This window comes from Brachybacterium fresconis (assembly GCF_017876515.1).
GTDB classification, from domain to species: Bacteria; Actinomycetota; Actinomycetes; order Actinomycetales; family Dermabacteraceae; genus Brachybacterium; species Brachybacterium fresconis.
In genome coordinates this window covers 2,993,659-3,012,010 of sequence record NZ_JAGIOC010000001.1, presented here as the reverse complement: position 1 = coordinate 3,012,010, position 18,352 = coordinate 2,993,659, and the positions used below count along the sequence as shown (strand labels likewise).

General features: G+C 71.8%; 15 protein-coding genes. 8 read left to right on the top strand and 7 right to left on the bottom strand.

Annotated elements, in window-relative coordinates:
- The first annotated feature begins 83 nt into the window (after positions 1-83).
- The 5 genes from JOF44_RS13520 to JOF44_RS13500 all read left to right on the top strand — a co-directional run bounded on the left by JOF44_RS13520 (position 84) and on the right by JOF44_RS13500 (position 5,896).
- Entirely contained in the window at positions 84-1,172 is a 1,089-nt protein-coding gene (locus tag JOF44_RS13520; RefSeq protein ID WP_209892367.1) for a Gfo/Idh/MocA family protein, read from the top strand.
- A gap of 345 nt (positions 1,173-1,517) precedes the next feature.
- Positions 1,518-3,032 carry a mannitol dehydrogenase family protein gene (locus JOF44_RS13515; protein ID WP_209892364.1) on the top strand — a complete coding sequence of 505 codons (1,515 nt, stop codon included), beginning with the start codon at positions 1,518-1,520 and terminating at the stop codon, positions 3,030-3,032.
- Complete coding sequence (locus tag JOF44_RS13510) at positions 3,032-4,036, top strand: L-idonate 5-dehydrogenase (RefSeq protein ID WP_209892361.1); 1,005 nt, start codon at positions 3,032-3,034, stop codon at positions 4,034-4,036. Before JOF44_RS13515 ends, JOF44_RS13510 begins: the two co-directional genes overlap by 1 nt.
- Positions 4,037-4,202: 166 nt before the next feature.
- Positions 4,203-4,856, top strand: coding sequence for a bifunctional 4-hydroxy-2-oxoglutarate aldolase/2-dehydro-3-deoxy-phosphogluconate aldolase (locus JOF44_RS13505; RefSeq protein ID WP_209892358.1), 654 nt, complete (start codon positions 4,203-4,205; stop codon positions 4,854-4,856).
- Positions 4,853-5,896, top strand: a complete 1,044-nt coding sequence (locus JOF44_RS13500; RefSeq protein WP_209892355.1) for a sugar kinase — start codon at positions 4,853-4,855, stop codon at positions 5,894-5,896. Before JOF44_RS13505 ends, JOF44_RS13500 begins: the two co-directional genes overlap by 4 nt.
- Before the next feature lie 103 nt (positions 5,897-5,999).
- On the opposite strand, the gene JOF44_RS13495 is transcribed toward JOF44_RS13500, so the two are convergent.
- On the bottom strand, positions 6,000-7,082 hold the full coding sequence (locus JOF44_RS13495; protein WP_209892352.1) for an alkene reductase: 1,083 nt from the start codon (positions 7,080-7,082) through the stop codon (positions 6,000-6,002).
- Positions 7,083-7,255: 173 nt separating this feature from the next.
- On the opposite strand from JOF44_RS13495, the gene JOF44_RS13490 reads away from it, so the two are divergent.
- Both JOF44_RS13490 and JOF44_RS13485 read left to right on the top strand, forming a co-directional pair.
- A complete protein-coding gene (locus JOF44_RS13490) occupies positions 7,256-7,696 on the top strand; it encodes a MarR family winged helix-turn-helix transcriptional regulator (RefSeq protein WP_209892350.1) in 441 nt (146 codons plus the stop codon).
- A 94-nt stretch (positions 7,697-7,790) separates the two neighbouring features.
- Positions 7,791-9,110, top strand: coding sequence for an MFS transporter (locus JOF44_RS13485; protein ID WP_209892347.1), 1,320 nt, complete (start codon positions 7,791-7,793; stop codon positions 9,108-9,110).
- Between the two features lie 396 nt (positions 9,111-9,506).
- Here JOF44_RS13485 and mgtE read toward each other — a convergent pair whose 3' ends face one another.
- From mgtE to JOF44_RS13465, 4 genes are all read right to left on the bottom strand, one after another.
- On the bottom strand, positions 9,507-10,865 hold the full coding sequence (mgtE, locus tag JOF44_RS13480; RefSeq protein ID WP_342591783.1) for a magnesium transporter: 1,359 nt from the start codon (positions 10,863-10,865) through the stop codon (positions 9,507-9,509).
- Between the two features lie 343 nt (positions 10,866-11,208).
- Positions 11,209-12,972 (bottom strand): aryl-sulfate sulfotransferase, encoded by a 1,764-nt coding sequence (locus JOF44_RS13475; RefSeq protein ID WP_209892341.1) that lies wholly within the window; start codon positions 12,970-12,972, stop codon positions 11,209-11,211.
- Positions 12,973-13,027: 55 nt separating this feature from the next.
- Positions 13,028-14,266 carry a D-mannonate dehydratase ManD gene (gene manD, locus JOF44_RS13470; protein ID WP_209892337.1) on the bottom strand — a complete coding sequence of 413 codons (1,239 nt, stop codon included), beginning with the start codon at positions 14,264-14,266 and terminating at the stop codon, positions 13,028-13,030.
- A 73-nt stretch (positions 14,267-14,339) separates the two neighbouring features.
- Positions 14,340-15,770, bottom strand: a complete 1,431-nt coding sequence (locus tag JOF44_RS13465) for an MFS transporter (protein WP_209892334.1) — start codon at positions 15,768-15,770, stop codon at positions 14,340-14,342.
- Between the two features lie 186 nt (positions 15,771-15,956).
- Between JOF44_RS13465 and JOF44_RS13460 the strand changes: the two genes are divergently transcribed.
- Positions 15,957-16,754: an IclR family transcriptional regulator gene (locus tag JOF44_RS13460; protein WP_245348944.1), complete on the top strand. Its 798-nt coding sequence runs from the start codon at positions 15,957-15,959 to the stop codon at positions 16,752-16,754.
- Here the strand turns inward: JOF44_RS13460 and JOF44_RS13455 are convergent.
- Together JOF44_RS13455 and JOF44_RS13450 are read right to left on the bottom strand one after the other, a co-directional pair.
- Positions 16,710-17,498 carry a hypothetical protein gene (locus JOF44_RS13455; RefSeq protein ID WP_209892328.1) on the bottom strand — a complete coding sequence of 263 codons (789 nt, stop codon included), beginning with the start codon at positions 17,496-17,498 and terminating at the stop codon, positions 16,710-16,712. The genes JOF44_RS13460 and JOF44_RS13455 overlap by 45 nt on opposite strands.
- Entirely contained in the window at positions 17,495-18,211 is a 717-nt protein-coding gene (locus JOF44_RS13450) for a hypothetical protein (RefSeq protein WP_209892325.1), read from the bottom strand. Before JOF44_RS13450 ends, JOF44_RS13455 begins: the two co-directional genes overlap by 4 nt.
- Positions 18,212-18,352 lie beyond the last annotated feature (141 nt).

The window sequence follows — 18,352 nt, the reverse complement described above, 5'->3', positions numbered from 1 at the left end:
CCGGGCCGATGCACCTCGCCTGCCCTGCGCCGACACCGATCTCGCCTCCGTCCCGTTCCTGTACATCTCTCGAAAGGACCCTCATGGCTGTCTCCGAAGGAGCCAACTACGCGCCGGCCGCGATGCCGAAGCCGGTCGTCGAGCCCGGCGAGTTCGTCTTCGCCGTCATGCATCTCGACCACGGCCACATCAACGGGATGACGCAGGGCCTGATCGGCGCCGGCGGCACCCCGAAGTGGGTCTACGACCCCCAGCCCGAGCGCGCCCAGGCCTTCGCCGAGCAGTTCCCGGAGGTGAAGATCGCCGGCAGCGAGGAGGAGATCTTCGCCGACGAGCAGGTGCTGCTGGTCGCCGCCGCCGCGGTGCCCGCCGACCGCGCCCCGCTGGGCATCCGCGTGATGGAGGCCGGCAAGGACTACTTCACCGACAAGACCCCGCTGACCACCCTCGACCAGCTGGCCGAGGCCGAGGCCGCCGTGCAGCGCACCGGCAAGAAGTACATGGTCTACTACTCCGAGCGGCTGCACGTGGAGGCCGCGGTGCTGGCCGGCCAGTACATCGACCGCGGCGCGATCGGCGAGGTGATCCAGGTCCAGGGCATGGGCCCGCACCGCCTCGGCGACCCGACCACGCGGCCGGACTGGTTCTACCAGCGCTCCCGCTACGGCGGCATCCTCACCGACATCGGCTCCCACAACTTCGAGCAGATGCTCACCTTCACCGGCTCGCACGATGCCGAGATCCTCTCCAGCTCCATCGGCAACTTCGCCCATGGGGACTACCCCGAGCTCGATGACTACGGCGACGCCCACATCGCCCTGTCCTCCGGCGCGAGCGGTTTCGTGCGCGTGGACTGGTTCACCCCGGCCGGGCTGCGGACCTGGGGCGATGGCCGCACCTTCATCCTGGGCACCGAGGGCTACATGGAGCTGCGCAAGTACGTGGACGTCACCACCGACAACGGCGGCGGCCAGGTCATCCTCGTCGACAGCGAGGGCGAGCACCGCATCGACGCCACCGGAAAGGTGGGCTACCCGTTCTTCGGCGAGCTCGTGCTCGACGTGCTGAACCGCACCGAGAACGCGATGACACAGGAGCACGCCTTCAAGGCCGTCGAGCTGGCGCTGCAGGCCCAGCAGCAGGCCCGCGTGCTGCGCGCCCCCGGAGCCTGAGCACCGACGGCTCGGCGCTCGCGAGCTCCCGGAGCTCGCGAGCGCCGGAGCCCGTCGGGGTCACGCCGACAGTGCCGCGCACTCCGCACCGAGAGGCACGTACCGCCTGCCCCGACGCCCATCCCCGGGATCCCGCCACCGGACCGGGCCGCCGCATTGCTAGACTGTTACGCGTCCCGAAATTGTGGTTCCGCATCACAAAACGAACACAGGGAGCGCGAGGCCCCGACGGTCGGCGACGGACTCCGCGCTCCCGGTCCAGCACGTCGCTCCCGTCCGTTGCGGCCACCGTCCGACGGCGGCTCGGGTGCAGCGGCATGACCGGCCATCGACCAGGAGGTTCCCGTGCCGTCTTCCGGCTCCATCCCCGCCCTCGACCGGACGAGCGCCTCCGGCCTGCCCCGCCTCGGCGCCTCCGCCCCGCGCGACCCCGCCCGCGCCGGCATCATCCACCTCGGGCTCGGTGCCTTCCATCGGGCCCATGCCGCGGTGCACACGGCCCGGGCGCTCGCGGCCGAGGAGGGGGACTGGGGCATCATCGGCTTCGCGAACCGCTCCCGCTCCGTGGTGGACCCGATGGCCGCGCAGGACGGCCTGTACGGCGTGCTCGAGCTGGCGGACACCGGCACCCGCGCCGACCTGGTCGACGTGCACCGCGGATTCGGCGTGATGGCGCAGGAGCCGCAGGCCGTCGTCCGCGAGATCGCGACCGCCGCGCGCCGGATCCTCACCCTGACCGTCTCCGAGGGCGGCTACGCGGTCTCCCCGCGCACCGGCCACCTCGACGTCGACTCCGCTCCCATCCGTGCGGACCTCTCTGACCCGAGAAATCCCCGCTCCGTGATCGGCCTGCTCGCCCGCGGCCTCACCGAACGCGCGCCCAGCGGGGAGCCGTTCACCGTGCTGCCCTGCGACAACGTCTCCGCCGCCGGGCAGACCGCCCGGTCCATGGTCACCGAGTTCCTCGAGCATTCCGGGGCCGCCGAGGACGTGCTGTCCTACGTCCGCGAGCAGGTCGCCTTCCCCGACGCGATGGTGGACCGCATCGTCCCGGCCACCACGCCCGGCACCACCGACCAGGTCGCCGAGCTGCTGGGAGTGCGCGACGGCGCCCCGGTGCGCGCCGAGAAGTTCTCCATGTGGGTGATGGAGGACCACTTTCCCGCGGGGCGTCCCGCCTGGGATCTGGGAGGCGCGATCATGTCCGACGAGGTGGGCAAGTACGAGCAGGTCAAGCTGCGGATCCTCAACGGGCCGCACTCCCTGATCGCCTACCTCGGGGCGCTCGATGGCCGCGCCACGATCCCCGCCTCCTTCGAGCAGGACTGGATCGCGGACGCCACCCTGGCGCTGATCCGGGGCGAGAACCTGCCCACGATCGACCTCCCGTCGGCTTTCGACGTCGAGGAGTACATCGAGGACCTCACGCACCGCTGGCACAACCATGACCTCGGTCATCGCACCCGTCAGGTGGGGTCCGACGGGTCGATGCGACTGCCGCAGCGGATCCCGACGCCGGCCCTGTTCCATCTGGAGCAGGGGCGGATGCCGGCTCTGCTCGCGCTGACCGTCGCCGCCTGGTTCGCCTGCGTCGTCCCGCCCCGCGGCTTCGAGCCCGGCGAGCAGGCACGGGCGATGAGCGATCCGGATCAGTCGCGCCTGGCCGGGATCGCCGCCCGCGCCACCACCCCTGCCGAGCACGCCCGTGCCCTCCTCGAGAGCGGCTGCCTGTCCGAGCCCCTGGCCGAGCGCGATGACTTCGTCGTCGCCGTCGGCGAGCTGCTCACCACTATCGTCACCTCGGGACCGCGGGCCGCGGCCGCCGACGCCCTCGCCGTATCCGTGAAGGAGAACCGCTGATGAAGGCCCTGACCATCCACGCCGCCGAGGTCATCCGCTGGGAGGACGCCCCGGACGTCGAGCCGACCGGGGACGAGGTCCGCCTGCGCATCGCGTACGTCGGCATCTGCGGCTCCGACCTGCACTATTACTTCCACGGTGCGAACGGGGCGTTCGTGATCACCGAGCCGTTGATCCCGGGCCACGAGCTCTCGGCCGTGGTCGATCTCGATCCCCGGGGCGAGCTCGCCCCCGGCACTCCGGTGACCGTGCACCCCGCCCGCTACGGGAGAAGCGCCGCGGACATCGAGGACCGGCCGCACCTGTGGCCCGGCGGCGACTACCTGGGCAGCGCGAGCGTCACCCCGCACCGCCAGGGGGCCGCCGCCGAGTTCATGGTGATCGACCGCGCGAACCTGCGCCGCCTGCCCGAATCGCTGCCGCTGCGCCGCGGCGCGCTGGCCGAGCCGCTCGCGGTGGCGCTGCACGCCGTGACCATCGCCGGGGACGTGGCGGGCAAGAAGTGCCTGGTCCTGGGGTCGGGTCCGATCGGACTGCTGGCCGTGGCCGCCCTGCTGCACCGCGGGGCCGCCTCCGTCGATGTGACCGACGTGCGGCCCGAGCCGCTCGAGCGCGCGATCGCCCTGGGCGCATCCACCACCTTCCAGGTGCCCGACCAGGGCCCGGCGGACAACGCCTACGACGTGGTGCTCGAGTGCTCCTCGGCCCCGGTCTCGCTGTCCTCCGGGGTGCGCGCCGTGCGCCCCGCGGGAATCATCGTGCAGGTCGCGATCCTGCCGAACACGGACATCCCCGTGAACCTCGCGGCGCTGGTGGCCAAGGAGGTCCAGCTGCGCGGCACCCAGCGCTTCCACGACGAGATCGACGAGGCCATCGAGGTGCTGGCCTCCGACGCCCGCTTCGATGCGGTGGTCACCCAGTCCCTCCCGGCCGCCGACGCGGTCGAGGCGTTCGCGACCGCGCAGGACGCCTCCCGCTCCGCCAAGGTCCTGCTGGAGCTGTGAGAATCGGAGGGCCGGCACCGAGCGCGTCGGCCCTCCGGCTTCGCACCGTCGCCTCCCGACCCGGCACCGTCACCCGGCATCCCGGCATCCCGGCATCCCGGCATCCCGGACCGCAGCCCATCCGCCCCCGTCACCCACATCCCCGACACCCGCCCAGGAGATCGTCATGACCAGCGTTGAGCGTCCCGTCCTTCCCGAGCGCACCGCCGCCGCGCGGCTGATCGTCGTGATCCGCGGCGAGCGCGCCGACCAGTACGCCCCCGTGCTCGAGACCCTCACCGCCGCCGGGATCCGCTCCGTGGAGCTGACCCTGTCCACCCCCGGCACCCTCGAGGAGCTGCCGGACCTGCTGGAGCGCTTCGGCGACCAGCTCGACATCGGCATCGGCACCGTCACCGATCCGGAGGACCTCCGCACCGCGGTCACCCGCGGCGCCCACTACATCGTCACCCCGATCACCCGGGCCGACCTGCTCGAGGCGGCCGCCGAGGCCGGCGTCGCGATCGTCCCCGGCGGCCTCACCCCGAGCGAGCTGCACGCCGGCTGGGCCGCGGGCGCCGCCGCGGTCAAGGTGTTCCCGGCGAGCGTCGTCGGGCCCGGCTACGTCAAGGACCTGCGCGGCCCCTTCCCCGGCATCCGCGTAATCCCCTCCGGGGGCGTGGATCTGCAGGCGGCCGCGGCCTGGTTGCAGGCCGGTGCCGACGCGGTCTCCGTCGGCGGTCCCCTGCTGGGCGACGCCCTGAGGGGCGGAGACCTCGAGGCCCTGGCCGACCGCGCCGCGCAGTTCGTGGGCGTCACCACCCGGGAAGCCGGCGCATGAGCACCGAGGCCGGAGTCGCCGACGCGACCACCACCGGCTCCGGCCCACGGGTGGTCGCGATCGGCGAGACCATGGCGATGATGCGCAGCGGCACCATCGGCTCTCTCGCCCACCTGCCCTCGGTGGACATCTCCCTGGGCGGCGCGGAGTCGAACCTCGCGATCGGGCTGCGCCGTCTGGACGTGCCCGTGGCCTGGGTGAGTCGAGTGGGCGACGACCCGCTGGGCACCCGCGTCACGCGGGAGATCCGCGCCGAGGGGGTCGAGGTGCACTGCGCGATCGATCCGACGCGGCCGACGGGCCTCATGGTCAAGTCCCGCCCCACCGGGACCACCACGCGGGTGGACTACTACCGGGCCGGATCGGCAGCCTCCGCGCTCACCGCGGACGACCTGCCCGCGGGGCTCATCGAACAGGCCGACATCCTGCATCTCAGCGGCATCACCCCGCTGCTGTCACCCACCGCCCATGCCACCAACGTCGCCGCCGTGCAGCGCGCCGCGGCCGCCGAGACGCTGGTCAGCCTCGATGTGAACTACCGCTCCCGCCTGGGCTCCCGCGAGCACCTCGCCGAGCTGCTGGGCGAGATCCTCGAGCACGTGGACGTGCTCTTCGGCGGCCCGGAGGAGCTGTCGATCCTCGCCCCCGGCGTCGCCGAGGATGATCATCGCGGCCTGCTGAGGTCCCTCGCGGTCGACGGCCGCCAGGTGGTCGCCAAGCTCGGCGCCGACGGCGGTGCCGCCCTGGTCGGCGCCGGGACAGGGCCCGCCGGCGACGGGACAGCGCCGGCCGACCCAGAGATCATCGTGGCTCCCGGGCACCGGGTCGACGTGGTCGACACCGTCGGGGCCGGCGATGCCTTCGTCGCCGGCTATCTCAGCGCCCAGCTCGACGGGCTCGACGTGCCGGCGCGTCTGGCCCGGGCGAACGCGTGCGGGGCCCTGGCCTGCACCACCCCCGGGGACTGGGAGGGCGCACCGCGCAGACCCGACCTCGACGGCATGCTCGCCGGAGGCGGCGCGGACCCCGTCAGCCGCTGACCGGCGCCCGCCACGTCGAATTCGGTGCCACGGGGATGACAGCTTCTCCGGCGCGGCGCCTCGCGGTGACCACCGCGGGGCCCGACGAGGCCTGACTGCCCCGTCAGACGGTCAGCGCGGCCTCGGCCATCGTCGGGTAGTCCGTGTAGCCCACCGCCAGGCCCTCCCCCGTGTCGGGATAGAACGTCGCGGGAATCGGGGTGTTCGGTGCGGCACCGATCGCGATGCGCTCGGCCAGGTCCGGGGTGGCGATGTAGTCGCGGCCGAAGGCGACGGCGTCGGCGGTGCCGTCCTCGAGGTGGCGACGACCGTCCTCGGCATCCATCTCCTCGTTGGTGATCACCGGTCCGCCGAAGAGTGTCCGCATCTCGCCGATGAGGCTGTCGGCGGCCTCGATCTCGCGGACGAACAGGAAGGCCGCCCTCCGCGCCCCCAGCTCCTCGGCGACGTGGGAGAAAATCGAGCGCGGGTCGCTGTCGCCCATGTCGTGCTCCTCCCCGCGCGGGCGCAGGTGGACTCCCACGCGGTCGGCGCCCCAGACGTCCATCACGGCGTCGGTGATCTCCAGCAGGAAGCGTGCCCGGTTCTCCACCGAGCCTCCGTACCGGTCCTCGCGATGGTTGGTGCTGTCCTGGAGGAACTGGTCGATCAGGTAGCCGTTGGCGGCGTGGATCTCGACCCCGTCGAAGCCGGCGCGCAGCGCGTTCTCGGCGCCGCGTCGGAAGTCCTCGACGATGCCGGGGATCTCGTCGGTCGCGAGCGCTCGGGGCCGGACGTACTGCCGCATCGGGCGCAGTCGCTTCACGCGTCCGGCGGGCGCGATCGCACTGGGGGCGACGGGCAGCTCGCCGCCGAGCAGCTCCGGGTCGGAGATCCGCCCGACATGCCACAGCTGCAGGACGATGCGGCCACCGGCGGCGTGGACCGCCTCGGTGACCGTCCGCCACCCGGCCACCTGCTCGTCGCTCCAGATGCCCGGGGTGCCGTGATAGCCGACCCCCTGCGCACTGACGCTGGTGGCCTCGCTGATGATCAGCCCGGCTCCGGCCCGCTGCGTGTAGTACTCGGCCATCAGCTCGGTGGGGACGCGGTCGTCGCCGGAGCGCGCCCGCGTCAGGGGCGCCATGACGATCCGGTTCGGGATCGTGAGCGCTCCGAGGTCGAGCGGGGTCGTCAGAACGGACATGCGGGAGGTCCTCCTTCACGGCGCGCGGCCGCTGGTCGAGTGCGGGGCCGTCGATCCCGGAAGGAACGGCGCACCCGCCGACGACAACGGCAGGCGGAGGGCGACTATTCCGGTGAACAGGCGATACGTACATCACTTGCACTGGTTTGCATTGCTAACTATCATGGCTCGACGTGACGACGAACCCCGCGCCCGACGGCGACCTCCCCCAGCACCTCGCGCTGGTGTGCAGTCAGTTCTCCCGGCTCGCCGCCCGGCGCTCGGACGTCGGCGTCGGGACCGTGTCCTGGCGCGTGGTCGCCACCATCGAACGGCACGGTCCGCTGCGCCTGAGCGAGATCGCCGATCGCGAGCGGGTCTCCCGCCCCACGGCGACCACCGTCATCAAACGGCTCGAGGAGGAGGGGCTCGTCCGGCGAGAGCCCGACCCCTCCGACTCCCGCTCGTCCCTGGTGAGCACCACCGAGCGAGGGGCCGCGCAGCTCGCGGCCTGGCGTGCTCAGCTGGCCGTCGGCGTCGGCGGGCTGCTGGATCCGCTGTCCGCCGAGGATCGGGCGACGCTCGACCGGGCCGCCGAGATCCTCGCGCGACTCGTCGACGACCACGGCGGATAGACGCCCCGTCGCGCGGCACCTGCCGCCTCGCACCGACCGCCCCTCATCCATCCCTGCCTCGACGCTCCCCTCCGATCGAAGGACTCTGCTCCGCATGACCTCGCACGCTCCCCAATCGACGGCGTCGGCCGCCGCACCGCAGCCCACGCCCCCATCGGCCGCCCCCACCCTGAAGGACGCCTTCCGCCAGCCGAAGGCGGTGTGGGCGATCGCCTTCGCCGCGACCGTGTCCTTCATGGGCATCGGGCTCGTGGACCCGATCCTCCCGGCGATCAGCACCCAGCTGGACGCCACCCCGTCCCAGGCGATGCTGCTGTTCACCAGCTACCTGTTCATCACGGCGATCGCCATGTTCTTCACCAGCTGGTTCGCCTCCCGCGTCGGCGTCAAGCGCACGCTGCTGATCGGCCTCGCGCTCGTGGTGGTCTTCGCGGCGCTCGCCGCCACCGCAGGGTCGGTCAACGAGATCATCGGGCTGCGCGCCGGCTGGGGCCTGGGCAACGCCCTGTTCATCTCCATCGCCCTGGCGGCGATCGTCGGCGCCACCTCCGGCCCCTCCGGCGGCGCGATCATCCTGTACGAGACCGCCCTGGGCATCGGCATGGCCTTGGGACCGCTGGTGGGCGGGCTGCTCGGCTCCGTCTCCTGGCGCGCCCCCTTCGCCGGCACCGCCGTGCTGATGGCCGTCGGCTTCCTCGCGATCGTGCTGCTGCTGCGGCGTGAACCGCTGCCCGCCCCGGTGTCCCCGCTGGCCTCGCTGCGCGCCCTGAGCCACCCGGCGCTGCGCACCCTCGCCCTGACCGCGATCTTCTACAACTTCGCGTTCTTCGTCCTGCTGGCCTACTCCCCCTTCCCGCTCGAAGCCGCGGCCGCCGCTCGGGGCACCGAGTTCGGCGCGATGGGGATCGGCGGCGTGTTCTTCGGCTGGGGCCTGGGTCTGGCGATCACCTCGGTCTTCGTCGCCCCCGTCCTCACCCGCCGCCTCGGCCTGATCCCGACGCTGGTGACCACGCTGTCCCTGCTCACGGTGCTGATGCTGGCGCTGACCTTCTTCCACTCCTCGATGGCCGGGATCGTCACGCTGATCATCATCGGCGGCCTGCTGCTGGGCATCATGAACACCGCGCTGACCGAGACGGTCATGGAGGCCACCGACCTCCCGCGCGGGGTGGCGAGCTCGGCCTACTCCGGCGTGCGCTTCCTCGGCGGCGCGATCGCCCCGGCCGTCGCCGGCCCGCTGGCGGAGGCCACGAACTCCGGCGCCCCGTACCTGATGGCCTCCCTCGCCCTGGTGGTCGCGATCGCCATGCTGGTGATCGGCCGACGCCACCTCCGCGCGGTCGGCCAGCACCAGGCCGCTCCGCTGGATGCGGCCGAGGAGGCCGAAGCGATCACCGTCGGCGACGAGGTCTGATACCTCTCAGCCATCGCGGCAGCCGGACCACCCCAGCGGCCGCCGGTCCACGTCCGCGGTCCGCGGCCCACCTCCGCGATCCCCAGCCCGCCTCCGCGGTCCCTTGCCCACCCCAGTGGCCGCCGATCCACCTCTGCGGTCCCCGTTCTACCTCCGCGGTCCCCGGCTTACCTCCGCTGCCGACCACTGCCGGTCACTGCCGCCGATCGAGAGTGTCATGGTGGGCGCCTCGCCCGGGGTGGAGGCGCCTACAACGACACTCTCGATCCATGGAATCCACAGCCGAGAGCGGGCAGGGCGATGCAGGGCGGGACAGTCCGTGATGGGGCAGGGTGGCCGACCCGGGCAGGCCGGAACGGGCCCCCGTGCGAGGAGCCTGGTCCCAGGCCGTGGCCCTCACAGCCCCAGCACGGCGGTGGCGATCGTGAAGTAGATGATCAGACCGGTCGCGTCGCAGAAGGTCGAGATGAACGGGTTGGAGAACACGGCCGGGTCTGCGCCGACCTTCTTCGCCACGATCGGCATCAGGCCGCCGACGATCGCGGCCATGGTGCACACCGCGAGCAGCGTCGTGCCCATGACCAGGCCGATCGGCCAGCCGTACACCAACCCGGAGACGAGCAGGCCGAGCACCCCGAGCACACTGCCGAGCGTGACGCCCACCCGCAGCTCGCGCCACACCACGCGCGGCAGATCGCGTACTCGCACCTCCCCCACCGCCAAGGCGCGGGTGACGGTCGTCGCGGCCTGATTGCCGGTGTTGCCGCCGGTGCCCGTCAGCAGCGGGATGAACAGAGCGAGGATCACCACCTGGTCCAGGCGGTCCTCGAAGATCTCGAGCACCTGGACGGTGAGGATCGCGGAGACGGCCAGCACCAGCAGCCACACGACGCGGCTGCGGACGATCCGCAGGATCGGGGTGGAGAGGTAGGCCCGGGGCAGGGGCTCGGAGCCGCTGGTGCGAGCGGAGTCCTCCGCATTCTCCTGCTCCAGGATCTCCACGGCGTCGTCGACCGTGAGGATCCCGACCAGCCGCTGTTCGGAATCCACGATCGGCATGGCCAGCAGCTTCGCGCCGAAGAAGCGTCGGGCCACCTCCTCGCGGTCGTCCGTGGCGCGGGCGTGGACGGCCTCGTGGGCCAGGTCCCCGATCACCTCGTCGCCCTCGCTGAGCAGCAGGCGTCGCAGCCCGATCACGCCGAGCAGGCGGCGGGTGGCATCCACGACGGGGAGCATGTAGATGGTCTCCGGCTCCGCGGCGTGGGTGCGCACGTGCTCGAGGGCCTCGCCCGCGGTCATCGTCGGGCGCAGCGGGAGCACCTCGGGGGACATGTACCGCCCGATCGCATCGCGTGAGTACCCCAGCACCGCGGTGGTCATGGCGCGCTCATCGGCATCGAGGCCGTGCAGGAGGCGCTCCGCGATCGAGGCCGGCAGCTCGTCGAACAGCAGGGCGCGGTCGTCGGGGTCCAGATCGCCGATGATCTCGGCGACCTGCGGGGTGCGCAGACCGGAGATCAGCTCGGCCTGGTGCAGGGGTGGCAGCTCCTCGAAGACGGCGAGCGCCAGCTCCTTGTCCAGCACCCGGAACAGCAGCGCCGCCTCGGTCGCCGGGCGCGACCCGACCAGGTACACGAGCTCGGCGATCGGCAGCAGCCGCGCCTCCTGGGCGATCTGTTCGAGCTGGTCCTCGTCGTGCGGCTGCGCGCGCAGCAGGGCGAGGACGGAATCGAGAGTCACGGGGGAGGTGGTCACGGGGCCATTGTGTCCGAGGCGGATGGGTCGGATGGGGACGGGTGTCGGGGATCGCCGAACCGCGCGTCGGCGCATGGCCCCTCATGGCCCCTCCTCCGCCGGCCGCCCCCTCCGCAACTGGTCCCCGTCGGCCCCCTCCTCCGCCGGCCACTTCCTCCGCAGCTGGTCCCCGCCGGTCCCCTGGCGCCGATCGAGAACGTCATCGTGGGCGCCTCCGCCTCGCCCGAGGCGCCCACCATGGCGTTCTCGATCCATGGAACCCGAAACCGAGCGCGGCATCACATGCCCCAGCTGCGCAACGAGCTGCGAGAGCCTGCTCGACGAAGCGACCCCGGCCGGGCCGTCAGGTCGCGGTGAACCAGAACCCGTCGAAGGGAGCCTTGTAGACGCGGTAGCCGTGGCTGGCGGAGTCGTAGCGGTAGGAGGCCAGCACCGTCCCGTCGGCCGACCGTTCGGAGTACTCGTTGGCGCGTCCGGAGTTGGTGACCATCGGCTGATCGATCCCGCCGTCGCCGAGCCGGTTCACGTTGGAGACGACCGAGGAGTAGGGCAGCTCGACGGCCTCGTCCTGGCGGAAGGTGCCGGCGTTCTCGTCGACCACGTAGCGCAGGGCGTGGCTGACGCCGTCGTGCTCGTCGGTGGTGGCGTCGTCGGGGCCGACGTCCTGCCAATCGGCGTCCTCACGGGTGCTGACCCGCCAGTAGTTGTTGTTGAACATCTCCAGATAGAACTGCCCCGCGGGCAGGGCGTCGTCGTCGATCCGGTGGACGGTGTGCTGGCCGGCGTTGCCGATCACGTCGCCCTCGGGAGTCAGGAAATGCTCCTCGTAGCCGGTCCCCTCCCACAGCGCCTCGACCCCGATCATCCAGCGCACGGACGGTTCGGTTCCGGGGTCGAGCGCGTCGTCCAGGGCGATGATCGTCGAGGTCTCACGGGCGGAGAGGATCATGACCCCGTCGGCGATGTCGATCGAGTTGATGTGGATCCAGTCCTTGCCCTGGACGACGGAGCCACCGGCCTCGCCCTCCTGGGCATGGGCGAGGGACTCGTACTCGGGCAGGACCTTCTGCAGGTCCACGACCTCCTCGACGGCGCCGGAGCCGAGGTCCACGCGGATCACCCGGTCCTCGACCCGGCCGGAGGAGGCCAGGGAGGTCAGCAGGTAGGCGAGATCGTCGACGACGGCGAGGTCGTGGTGGACGCTGTGCTCGCCCAGGTCGATCAGGGTGGTGGCGTGGCCGAAGGGGTCCAGGACGCCGAGCTGGCGCGATCCCGTGGTGGTCACGATGCGGCCGTCCTCGGGGACGACGTGGTGGGCGGCGGTGTCCCCGGAGTGCAGCTCGGCGCGCAAGATGCCGGCGTTGTCGAACAGGTAGGTGTTGTTGCTGAGGTCGGTGACGCCATTGAGGGCGAAGAGGCCCGGGGTCAGGGCGTCGGCGTCGACGATCTCGGCGGCGACGGCGGTGCCGTACCCGGAGGCGGTGGTGGGGGCCTTGATCCGCAGCTCGGCGGAGGTCTCCGCGCCGCCCTCGGGCCGCCAGGTGACAGCCAGCGTGTTGTGAGCGCCGGGGATCGCCCCGATGACCAGGCCCTCGAATCCGGTCTCGCCCGCGTGGTTGGCGGCGGTGTGGGCGAAGTCCTCGGTCGCCGCCGCCCGGCAGAGAACGTCCAGCTGCCCGCTCACGGCGTCCTCGAAGAAGACGTACAACCCGGTGCGGGTGCTGCCGTAGGGGTCCAGCACCACCAGGGGGTCCTGGACGGTCCACTGCTTCTCGGCCTTCTTGGCCTCCAGGGCCTCGTGCCGCGCCTGCTGGGTCGAGGCGTCGTACAGCGGCGGCGTCTCCTGGTCCTCCGCCAGCTCGTAGGAGACCGACCAGACCGTCCAGTCACCGCGGGCGCTGGGGTTCTCGCTGTAGACGACCTTCAGGGCGGAGACCGCCTCGGTGTCGGGCTCCTGGGGGCCGGGCTCGGCGTCCTCGTCGGTGCAGGCGGACAGCGCCAGCAGGGCCAGGGAGGCGCTCGCGCCGCCGGCGAGGAGGCTCCGACGCCGCAGCGGCGAGCGGTCCGGGGACGGACCGGAGGGCGGGAGGGGGCGGTCGCTCAGCATGGCGTCAGCCTAGGCAAGCGAGCACCGTTCCCGCCGCCCGCCCCGCCGGGCCGGCTCACCAGTCGTGCACGGTGCCGTCCCGCAGGCGGTTCACCGGCAGGTAGGCGGGCACGTACTCGTGCTCGGCGGCGGCCGCCTCGTCGAGCTCGACGCCCAGACCCGGGGTCTCGCCCGGGTGCAGCTGCCCGTCCTCGAAGCGATAGCTGGTGCGGAACACCGACAGGGTGGTCTCGGAGTGCGGCATGTACTCCTGGATGCCGAAGTTGTGGATCGCCAGGCCCAGGTGGAGGTTCGCGGCCATGCCCACCGGCGAGACGTCAGTCGGCCCGTGGAAGCCGGAGCGGATGCCGTAGATCCCTGCGAAGGTCATGATCTGGCGCAGCCCGGTGATGCCGCCGGCGTGGGTGGCCGAGGAGCGCACGTAGTCGATCAGCCGCTCGGTGATCAGGCTCTGGTAGTCGTAGACCGAGTTGAACACCTCGCCGATCGCCAGCGGGGTCACCGAGTGCTGACGCACCAGGCGCAGCACGCTCTGATCCTCCCCGGGCGTGGCGTCCTCGAGCCAGAACGGATCGTAGGGCTCCAGGGACTTCGCGAGCTTCGCCGCCTCGATGGGGCTCATCCGGTGGTGGCCGTCGTGCAGCAGCCGCAGCTCGGGCCCGAACTCCTCACGCACGGCGGCGAAGACGGTCGGCAGATGGCGCAGGTAGGCGGCGGTGTCCCAGGTCTCCTCCGCCGGGCGCATGGCAGCACCCTCCGCGGCGCGCCCGGCCGGCTCGTACTCGTACTTCCCGCCGGGCGCGGCATCGTGGACGCCGTAGATCTGGCCCAGCCCCGGCACGCCCGCCTGGATGCGCACCGCCCGGAACCCCTGGGAGACGTACCCGCGGATCGCCTCGTTGAGCGAGTCGATGGTGGTGCCGGAGGCGTGGGCATAGGTCAGCAGTCCGGTGCGGGAGGCGCCGCCGAGCAGCTTGTACAGCGGCTGGCCGGCCTTCTTGGCGGCGATGTCCCACAGCGCCATGTCGATCGCGGCGACGGCGGCCATGGTGACCGGTCCGCGACGCCAGTAGGGGCTGCGATAGAGGTACTGCCAGGTCGACTCGATCTGCGACTCGTCGCGGCCGATGAGGGTGGGGGCGACGTGGTCGCGCAGGTAGGAGACGACCGCGAGCTCCCGGCCGTTCAGCGTGCCGTCGCCGAGGCCGACGATCCCGTCGGAGGTTCTGACCTGGACGGTCACGAAGTTCCGGCCGGGGCTGGTGACGGTGACGTCGATGCGGGCGATGCTCATCGGGTGCTCTCCTGGGGCGAGTCGGTGTGGATGTCAGTCTGGTCGATGGGGGCAGGGCCGAGGGGCTCCACGCTCACATCGCCGGGTTCGGATCGGTGAGGTCGCGTCCGGCGACCTCCTTCATCCAGATCGCGGCGAACAGCGCGCACGCGCTGAAGAACATGATGATCACGGCGACCGGGATCCACGAGTCGGTGGCGGCGACGAGAGCGGCGGCGATGACCGGGGTCGCGCCGGTGGCGACGATGGCGGCGATCTCGCGCACCACGCCGGTGGCCTGGTAGCGGTTCTTCGCACCGAAGATCTCCGGCAGAGCGAGATTCTCCATCGAGGCCAGCGACATCACGCCGATGTTGTGCAGGACGACGTAGCCGACGATGACCTGCCAGGTGGCCCCCGAGACGATCAGGAGGACGCACGGGATCGCTGCCACCACGCCGATCGCGCTCATGATCATGTACATCGTCTTGCGTCCGAAACGGTCGCCGAGCAGGCCGATGCCGGGCACGGTCGCGAAGGCCACCACCGAGGAGATGATGACGACATCGGTGGACAGCTGCTTGTCGAGCAGGAGGAACACCGTCATGAAGGTGATCAGGTAGGTCTGGATCATGCCGGAGTTGCCGGCCTGGCCGAACCGCAGCAGGAACGCCACGGCGACGGACTTCACCGTCAGCGAGCGGGTCGCCGCGAACTCCTGCGCCTCGACCGGGGCCTCCCCGGTCTCGACCTCCTCCGTGCCGACGGCCTCTCCCTCGACCACGTCGTCACGGGCTTCGAAGACCGGACTCTCCTTGAGGTTCAGGCGCACCCACACCGCGAACACCATCACCAGGGCACTGGCGATGAAGGGGATTCTCCAGGCCCAGTCGAACAGCTGCTGTTCGGTCACAACCACGAGCAGAACGGCCCAGATCGCCGAGGCGAACAGGGTGCCGCAGTTGGTGCCGAGCGCCACCAGGGAGGCGACCAGACCGCGGCGCTTGACCGGCGCGTACTCCGCGAGCATGACCCCCGCTCCGGAGATCTCGGCCCCCGCGCCGAGTCCCTGCAGCAGGCGCAGCAGCACCAGCAGCGCCGGCGCGAGCAGACCGACCTGTCCGTACGTGGGCAGCACGCCGATCAGGGTGGTGGCCATGCCCATGAGGACGATCGTGTAGAAGAGGACCTTCCGTCGGCCGATGCGATCGCCCATACGGCCGAAGTACCAGGCGCCGACGGGGCGGGCGACGTACCCGACGCCGTACGTGGCCATCGCCCCGATCACCGCCATGCCGGGGTCCCCCGCGGCGAAGAAGATCTCGCTGAACACCAACGCGGCGGCCAGGGAGTAGAGCTGGAAGTCCATGAACTCCAGCGCGGTGCCGAGCCATCCGGAGACGGCGGCGCGCACCAGGTCCCCGACGGAGCGCGTCGGCTGGGGCGACGGGGATGCGGGGTCGACAGGGCCCGCGGGCTCCTCGGGATGGCCGGCCGACGCAGCGGCGGTCGAGTGGGTGCTCATCGTGCTCCTTCGCGCGGGCCCGGCACCACCGATGCGGTGCCCGATCATCGACCCCGCCGATGACCGAAACGGCCAGATGTTTTGTATGATGGAACCTGCGTTCCGTAGTGCGGGATCAGCATAGGCCTCTCGACCGGCCTCGGCAACGACGTCCCCTCCGTGGGACCGACGGAGAGAATGGACCCCATGACCACGAACCCCGAGCCCGCCGCCTCGCCCGTCGGCAGCGTCGACAAAGCCCTCGTCCTCCTCGAGATCCTCGCGTCGGCCGGCCCCGAAGGGATGACCCTGCGGGACATCGCCGCGGCCGGCGACTTCAACAAGGCTTCCGTGCACCGCCTGCTGCGGGCGCTCATGCACCGAGGCTTCGCGGACCAGTCCCCGGGCGATCAGCACTACCGGCTCGGCACGGCTGTGCTCGAGCTGGGCCATTCCTTCGGGGGCGGCGAGAACCTGCCGGTGCTGTTCGCCCCGGCGCTCGCGGCGATCTCCCACAGCTCCCAGGAGCTCGTGCATCTGGGCAGGCTCGACGGCCCCCACGTGCTCTATCTCGACAAGGTCGAGCCCGAGCGCACGCTGCGTGTGTGGTCCAGCATCGGCAAGCGCGCCCCCGCGGCTCGCACCGCCATGGGTCGGGCCCTGCTCGCGGCCGACGGGGTCCGCGGTCCGGCGCTGGAGGCGTACGCCCGTGCCACCGAGTCGTCGGCGGCGCAGCCGGGAGCGGTCATCACCCTGGACGAGCTCGCGGACGTCGTCGAGGGGACGGCAGAGCGCGGCTGGTCGATGGAGATCGAGGAGAACGAGGCGGGCATCGCCTGTGTGGGCGTGGCCCTGGCGCGGCCGGGCGGACGCTCGGTCTCGGTCAGCGTCACCGGGCCGATCGAGCGCATGGACGAGCGGCGCCGCGCCGAGATCGGCGCCCTGCTGCGTGAGGAGCTCTCACACCTCGCTCCGGCGGGCTTCGAGGTCGCCGCGACGGCGTGATCCCCGCCCCAGGAGGCAGCCGGCGACGGTGCCGAGAACGAGGGCGAGGGCGAGCGCAAGAAGGCGGAGGACCAGCTTCGGGCCCGGAGCGGCGATGACGGGCAGAAGGGTCAGTGCCGTCGCGACGACCGCTCCGAGGAGGACGCCCGATTTCGTCGGCTCGGCCCACCGCCCCAGCAGCAGCAGAGCGACCACGAGCACAGCGATCGCGAGCACTCCGCTGCCGACGCCCAGGCCCGTCTCCGCGATGCCATGGTGCACGATGATCTCGGCACCGTCCCCATCGGGAACCGACACGACTCGACCCGGGAACACGGGATAGAAGATCTGCTCGCCCCGGGGCCGGAATCCATAGGGGACCGCGAGGCCGACCAGCAGACCGGCGAGCGCGCTCCAGCTGCCGGAGCGCCCGGAACGCGACGCCCTCCCATGGGCCGCGCCGGCCGCGGTCAGGGCACAGAGCATTCCCCCGATGAGGACCGCCTCGAGCGCGCGTCGCACGGCGCCCGCCCCCGTCAGCCCGCCCAGGAGACCCGGCCCGTCCCCGACAGGGACGCGCACGAACAGGACGAGAGCGCTGCCGAGCAGCAATCCGGCCGCCGCGATCAGAATCGTTCGCCGCCGTTGTCGGTGCGGGGCGGCGTGCACCGCAGCGACGAGAACCAGCGCGGCCGCCAGGACACGCACGGCATCATGGCCGGCGTCGTACGCCAGAAAACTCAGGATGCGATCGAGGGTGCTCACCGGTCGGTGACCGGCTCGGCGTCGGCGTCCCGCCGGGAGCGCACCCCGGACGCCACGCCTCCCCCGATCGTGCCGAGCACGAGGACGGCCACGATCACGATCAGCTGAGTGGACAGCGGGACGCTCAGCAGCGGGCCCGTCGCGGCATCGCCCGTCGCGACCACGAGGGCGCCGACCCCGATCAGGATGGCCGCCACGACACTCGCCGCCGCGACCCCGATCTGCAGAGCGCGGACGCGACCCCCGGCCGCGACGAGGGCGGCGACGACCAGCGCCACCACCACGGCCTCGATCACCACGGCGGTCAGCGCCACGAGGGCGGACTGCGTGAGCCCGAACATCGCCGGGAGGACCTGCGCGGGCTCGGCGAGTCCGATCAGCACACAGGTGAGGATGCCGACCACCGCCGTCAGCATCGAGCCGTCCGAGCGGACCACGATGAACACCGCAGACGCGACCGCTCCCAGCAGACCCAGCACCAGGGCGATCCCGGAGATGACGGCGACGACGCCCTGGCGATCGGCGAAGTGCGCCGCGATCACCGCACCGACGCCGACCAGCAGGCCGAGGCCGAGGGCGAGACCCGCGCCGCTCCAGATCCGTCGCGGCGCGGCGATCACGCCGGCGGCGACGGGGAAGGCGATCGGCATCGCGAGCATCACGGCCATCAGCGCGGCGGCGAGGAGCTCGAGGGGATCCAGGTCCAGGGACATGTCTCATCCTCCCCCCGGAACGCGACGGCGGGGCAAGGAATTCGCACAACCGTGACCACTCCGGAACTGCACCGTCCGGCCCCGCACCCGTCGCCAGGACGAGGAGCGCCCGCGGACCCACGGGCCGACGTCAGGCCGACG

Coding starts and splice junctions, on each gene's coding strand:
- JOF44_RS13460 (WP_245348944.1), top strand. CDS start 15,957: ATGACCACGAACCCCGAGCCCGCCGCCTCGCCCGTCGGCAGCGTCGAC.
- JOF44_RS13465 (WP_209892334.1), bottom strand. CDS start 15,770: ATGAGCACCCACTCGACCGCCGCTGCGTCGGCCGGCCATCCCGAGGAG.
- JOF44_RS13495 (WP_209892352.1), bottom strand. CDS start 7,082: ATGTCCGTTCTGACGACCCCGCTCGACCTCGGAGCGCTCACGATCCCG.
- manD (WP_209892337.1), bottom strand. CDS start 14,266: ATGAGCATCGCCCGCATCGACGTCACCGTCACCAGCCCCGGCCGGAAC.
- JOF44_RS13510 (WP_209892361.1), top strand. CDS start 3,032: ATGAAGGCCCTGACCATCCACGCCGCCGAGGTCATCCGCTGGGAGGAC.
- JOF44_RS13475 (WP_209892341.1), bottom strand. CDS start 12,972: ATGCTGAGCGACCGCCCCCTCCCGCCCTCCGGTCCGTCCCCGGACCGC.
- JOF44_RS13500 (WP_209892355.1), top strand. CDS start 4,853: ATGAGCACCGAGGCCGGAGTCGCCGACGCGACCACCACCGGCTCCGGC.
- JOF44_RS13520 (WP_209892367.1), top strand. CDS start 84: ATGGCTGTCTCCGAAGGAGCCAACTACGCGCCGGCCGCGATGCCGAAG.
- JOF44_RS13485 (WP_209892347.1), top strand. CDS start 7,791: ATGACCTCGCACGCTCCCCAATCGACGGCGTCGGCCGCCGCACCGCAG.
- JOF44_RS13505 (WP_209892358.1), top strand. CDS start 4,203: ATGACCAGCGTTGAGCGTCCCGTCCTTCCCGAGCGCACCGCCGCCGCG.
- JOF44_RS13450 (WP_209892325.1), bottom strand. CDS start 18,211: ATGTCCCTGGACCTGGATCCCCTCGAGCTCCTCGCCGCCGCGCTGATG.